Below are 4,933 nucleotides of genomic sequence, written 5' to 3'. Positions count from 1 at the left end.
CCGGCGCCATGCACGCAGAGCGGGTCGCCATGCGCCGGCCGCGCGGGAAACGGCATCGACAGGCTGTCTATTATCCATAATATTTCCAGATCGCCCGCGATATCGCGGCGATCTGACGATCCGGCCGTTTTGCAGCCTTCTGTTTCGACCGTATCTCCCGAACCACCGAATCCCGTTCGACCGCCGTGGCCGGGGCATTCCATTGCCCGGCCCCCCGGCCACGAGAGCAGATTGCGGGCGCCGACCGGCGCCGGAGAGTGCGATGACCCTTGCCGTGGCCGGCCAGCGTGCGGACGATACCCGTCTGCGCGGCATCGTCCTGATGCTGATCACCTGCGTGTTCTTCGCCGCGCTGGATGCCACGGCCAAGACGCTGGCCCGCACCCTGCCGCCGCTTGAGGTGGCGTGGTTCCGCTATTTCATCCACATGGTGCTGCTTGCCATCGTGCTGAAGCCGTGGCGGCTGCGCTCCACGCTGCGCACGAAGCGGCTCGGCATGCAGGCGCTGCGCTCCGCCTTCCTGCTCGGCTCCACGGTGTTCAATTTCATCGCGCTGCGCTACCTGCAACTGGCCGAGACCACCTCGATCAACTTCGCCGGCCCGCTGGTCATCACCGCGCTGGCGGGGCCGCTGCTGGGCGAGTGGGCCGACCGGCGCCGCTGGGCGGCCGTGGGGGTGGGCTTTCTGGGCGTGCTCATCATCGTGCAGCCGGGCACGGGGGCGCTGGCTTTCGAGGCGGTCTATTCGGTGGCCGCCATGGTGTGCAACGCCATCTATGCCATCCTGACACGGCGGCTGGCCCCGACGGAATCCTCCGCCGGCATGCTGATGTGGTCGTCCATTTTCGGCACCCTCGCCCTCAGCCCCACGCTGCCGGCGGTGTGGGTGATGCCGCACGACTGGCAGGTGTGGGTGCTGCTGGTCTGCCTCGGTGCGTTCGGCGCCATCGGGCACTATTTCCTGATCCGCGGCCACGCCTATGCGCCGGCCTCGCTGCTGGCCCCGTTCGGCTATTCGCAGATCATCTGGGCCACCGCCGCCGGCTATCTGGTGTTCAGCCAGCTGCCGCACACCGCCACCGTCGCCGGTTCGGTCGTCATCGTCGCCTCAGGGCTCTATATCCTGAAGCGCGAGAACGTGATGCCCCGCCGCCGGCGCTGAACGCCCGGCAGCGGCCGCCTCAGCCGATATCGGCTGAGGCGATGCGATGCACGCCGGCGTCCTTCATCGCGTCCCACGCATTGGAGAGCGAGCCCTCCACATTGATGCCGCGGCAGGCATCCTCCACAACCAGCGTCTCGAAACCGGCCGCGCGGGCATCGAGCGCCGTCCACGCCACGCAGAAATCGGTCGCAAGGCCGGCCAGCACCACGCGGGTGATGCCGCGTTCGTGCAGGTAGGAGGCAAGGCCCGTGGGGGTGGTGCGGTCGGCCGCGTGGAAGGCCGAATAGGAATCGACCGCCTTGTGATAGCCCTTGCGCAGGATGAGCTGGGCGTGGGGAATATCGAGATCGGCATGCAGTTCGGCATCGTGGGTGCCCTGCACGCAATGATCCGGCCACAGCACCTGCTCGCCATAGGGCAGGCGGATGACCTCATAGGGCTTGCGGCCCGGGTGGCTGGAGGCGAACGACCAGTGGCCCGGCGGGTGCCAGTCCTGCGTCAGCACCACGTTGTCGAAATAGGGCGCAATGCGGTTGACCACGGGCACCACGGCGTGGCCGTCGGCGACCGGCAGATTGCCGCCCGGCATGAAGCCATATTGCAGATCGACGCCGATCAGCACGTCCTTCACCCCGAAGCGCATGGGTCCCGTTCCTCCTGTCGCAGCCATCCGGCCGGCGGCCGGGGCCGGCCCGATGGTGCGTCGCATCATAAGCGCCGGCCGGAACGCCCGCCAGCCCCGGCGCCCCGCCGCCGATGCCGCACGCGGCCGGGCCGGGGCGGCATTTTCGTTGATTGCCGCGCCAAACTCGGGCACCAGAGTCGGACGTCCGATGATCCGTGCCTGCGGGAGGCTCCGATGCCGCACTCCACCCCCGAAGAGACGCGCATTCCGGTTCCCGCGGAACCGGTCCGGCTGCCGCCGGTCGATTCCGACGTTGCCGCCCGCACCGATGCCTATTTCCTCAAGACCCGGGCCATCGTCGAAGCCTTCGGCGACTGCCGCGTCACCTATGCGGTGTTTCTGCGCACCGACTGCATCGTGGCTATCGACAAGGCGATCGAGCTGATCGAGGCCGTCTACCCGGAAGACAGCGCCATCCAGCTGGAGATCCATCGCACGGTGCCGGAAGGCACGCTGCTCACCTCCGGCCGGCCGCTGTTCACCGTCACCGGCTCCATGGCCGCGCTGTCGCCGGTCGAAACGGTGATGCTGCAGCGCGTGGGCTTTGCCTGCGTCTCCGCCTTCAACGCTTTCTCGCAGTGCCTCGCGCTGCCGCGCTGCGCCTTCATTGCCATGGAGGCACGCCACTGCACCGGCGACGACATGCATCTGGCCGCCGCCTACGGCGCCAGCGTCGGCGCGCGCACCGCGCGCCTGATGGGGGCGACCGGCTTCATCGGCACCTCCACCGCCATTGCCGCCCCGCTGTTCGGCGCGGTGCGCGGGCTCGGCACCATGCCCCACGCCCTGATCGGCTATGCCAAGGCGCGCATTCTGGCCCGCGGCGGCGATCCGGCCACCGACAACGCCACGCTGGAAGCCGCCCGCCTCTATGCTGAGGTCTTCCCCGACGAGCAGACCTACACGGTGCTGGTCGACTACGAGGGCCGCGAGGTGACCGATGCCCTCGCCGTCTGCCGCTGGTTCTACGAAGAGGCGAGGCTGAGCGAGCGCGGCAAGCAGCTCGCGTTCCGCATCGACACCCATGCCGGCCGTCATCTGGAGGGGCTGGACTGGCCCTCTTCGGTGCGCACGCTGATGCGCTGGACCCACAAGGATTCGCCCGGCGAAATCCTGAAGCTCGCGCTGCAGGGCTTTTCCATCGACGATCTCGACGGGCTGAGCCCGGACGAAATCCGCGACAAATGCCTGTTCGGCACGGGCGTGACGGCCGCCTCGATCGTGCGCTTCCGCAAGATGCTGGACGACAGCGGCTTCAAGGCGCCGAAGATCGTCGCCTCGTCGGGTTTCGATGTTCTGAAATGCCGCATCTTCGGCAATCTCGGCATCCCGGTCGATGTCGTCGGCACCGGCTCGTTCATGCCCGCCAAGATCAGCAGGGCGCAGGCCACCGCCGACATCGTGCGCTACGAATTCCCGGCAGGCGACGGGCTGTGGCGCCGGTTCGACCTCGTCAAGGCCGGCCGCGAGCACCTGCTGCTGCAGGATGCCGCCGAGGCGGGCGGCCACGGCGCCTGAGGCCCGCCCTCAGGGCTGCGACAGCGCCTGCCGCAGCATTGCCAGAAACTTCGCCCGGTCGGCCGCGAACACCACGTCCACCGTCGCCGGCAGGCCCGACAGGCGATAGTGATCGACCAGCGTCGCCCCGGCCGAGGGCCCGTGCGAGGTATCGACGATCACCGGCAGGCGGCGCACGTCGGTCGCCACCGCCGGATCGAGCGCCACCGCCATGGCGATCGGGTCCGGCAGGTCGATGGCGTCGCGGCCGCTGATGGCGATCATGAAGCGGCGCAGCGCCGCCAGAATATCGACGGCGAACGCAGCCCGCTTCGTGCCGATGGCGCGCAGCTCCGCCAGTTCCGCCGGCTCGAAGGCGGCCGCCTTGCGCGACACGTCCCACCCCACCATGGTGACCGGCATGCCGGAGGCAAACACCATGGCAGCGGCCTCGGGATCGACGAAAATGTTGAATTCCGCCGCCGGCGTGACGTTGCCGATGCCGTCGGCGACGCCGCCCATCACCACGCAGCGCCTGACGAGACCGGCGATTTCCGGCGCGCGGGCCAGAGCGACGGCAATGTTGGTCAGCGGCCCCAGCGCCACCAGCTCCACCTCACCCGGATACCGCAGGATGGTCTCCACGATCACATCCACGCCGCGCCCGGGCGTCAGGGCGCGGCCGCCGAGCGGCAGGTCGATGTCGCCGAGGCCGTCGTGGCCGTGCACCTCGGCGGCATGCTTCATCGGCCGCAGCAGCGGGCGGGCGGCGCCGGCATAGACCGGCACCCGCAATCCTGCCACTTCCGCCGTATAGAGGGCGTTCTGAGCAGCCTGTGCCAGAGAGCAGTTGCCGGCGACGATGGTCAGCGCCTCCACGACAACATCCGGGGCGGCAAAGGCCATCAGCAGGGCAATGGCATCGTCTGAGGCGGTATCTGTGTCGATGAGGAAACGGCGCATCTGAAATCCGCTGGCTGGATGCCCCGTCATAGCCGCCGCGGCCGCTTGTGGCGAGACCGGTGCGGCGCGATGTGATATGGCGCATGCGCGTTTTTGCCGCTGTAACCGGGGACGGACCCGGCGCAGCGGCGCGGAAGAGCAGGCCCCGGCCGGTGCGGCCGGACCCTGCACAAGGCGGCCACGACCGTGGCGCAGCGGATGCGCGGCCGCAACGGCCGGCACCCGGATGAGAAAAGGAACGGAATGATGTTGTCGCCGATTGCCCGGATCGGGCAGGCCGCCGAGCTTGAAGCCTGGGCCGAGGCCCACGGGCCCGTGACCATCGGGCTTGCCGGCGCCGGGCAGATGGGCACCGACATCGTGGTGGAATGCGCGCTGATGAAGGGCGTGCGCGTCGGCGCCATCTGCGCCCGCCGGCCCGACAACGTGCTGGCCGCCGTCGCCATGGCCGGCTACCCGCGCGACCATGCCGCCTTCGCCGACACCGCCGCCGCCATCGACCGCACCATCGAGGCCGGCCGCATCGCCATCACCTCCGATTTCAACGCCATGTGCGCTTCCGGGCGCATCGACGTGGTGGTGGATGCCACCGGCAATCCCAATGTCGGCACCGAACTGGCGCT

The 4,933-nt window shown here is 69.1% G+C and carries 5 protein-coding genes and 1 pseudogene; 3 read left to right on the top strand and 3 right to left on the bottom strand.

Going from position 1 to position 4,933, the window contains the following annotated elements:
* Positions 1 to 203, bottom strand: a 203-nt coding sequence (locus V7067_RS15460; protein ID WP_334176798.1) for a hypothetical protein, incomplete at its 3' end; no start/stop codon positions are given.
* Positions 204 to 262: 59 nt separating this feature from the next.
* On the opposite strand from V7067_RS15460, the gene V7067_RS15455 reads away from it, so the two are divergent.
* Positions 263 to 1,162 (top strand): DMT family transporter, encoded by a 900-nt coding sequence (locus V7067_RS15455; protein WP_334176797.1) that lies wholly within the window; start codon positions 263 to 265, stop codon positions 1,160 to 1,162.
* A gap of 19 nt (positions 1,163 to 1,181) precedes the next feature.
* Here V7067_RS15455 and pncA read toward each other — a convergent pair whose 3' ends face one another.
* Positions 1,182 to 1,808: a bifunctional nicotinamidase/pyrazinamidase gene (gene pncA, locus V7067_RS15450; RefSeq protein WP_334176796.1), complete on the bottom strand. Its 627-nt coding sequence runs from the start codon at positions 1,806 to 1,808 to the stop codon at positions 1,182 to 1,184.
* A 216-nt stretch (positions 1,809 to 2,024) separates the two neighbouring features.
* On the opposite strand from pncA, the gene V7067_RS15445 reads away from it, so the two are divergent.
* Positions 2,025 to 3,368 carry a hypothetical protein gene (locus V7067_RS15445; protein WP_334176795.1) on the top strand — a complete coding sequence of 448 codons (1,344 nt, stop codon included), beginning with the start codon at positions 2,025 to 2,027 and terminating at the stop codon, positions 3,366 to 3,368.
* Between the two features lie 9 nt (positions 3,369 to 3,377).
* On the opposite strand, the gene V7067_RS15440 is transcribed toward V7067_RS15445, so the two are convergent.
* A complete protein-coding gene (locus V7067_RS15440) occupies positions 3,378 to 4,310 on the bottom strand; it encodes a nucleoside hydrolase (protein WP_334176794.1) in 933 nt (310 codons plus the stop codon).
* A 243-nt stretch (positions 4,311 to 4,553) separates the two neighbouring features.
* Here V7067_RS15440 and V7067_RS15435 point away from each other — a divergent pair.
* Positions 4,554 to 4,933 (top strand): annotated as a pseudogene (locus V7067_RS15435) (homoserine dehydrogenase); the annotation flags it as partial.

Origin of the sequence: Pseudoxanthobacter sp. (genome assembly GCF_036822375.1) — a bacterium.
In the GTDB taxonomy this organism is placed as follows: Bacteria; Pseudomonadota; Alphaproteobacteria; order Rhizobiales; family Segnochrobactraceae; genus Pseudoxanthobacter.
Note: the sequence above shows the minus strand (reverse complement) of the source record. Positions and strands in the feature narration are given on the sequence as shown.

What these genes read in the sequence shown, in the direction of transcription:
- pncA (WP_334176796.1), bottom strand. Translation starts at nt 1,808, where the DNA reads ATGCGCTTCGGGGTGAAGGACGTGCTGATCGGCGTCGATCTGCAATAT.
- V7067_RS15445 (WP_334176795.1), top strand. Translation starts at nt 2,025, where the DNA reads ATGCCGCACTCCACCCCCGAAGAGACGCGCATTCCGGTTCCCGCGGAA.
- V7067_RS15455 (WP_334176797.1), top strand. Translation starts at nt 263, where the DNA reads ATGACCCTTGCCGTGGCCGGCCAGCGTGCGGACGATACCCGTCTGCGC.
- V7067_RS15440 (WP_334176794.1), bottom strand. Translation starts at nt 4,310, where the DNA reads ATGCGCCGTTTCCTCATCGACACAGATACCGCCTCAGACGATGCCATT.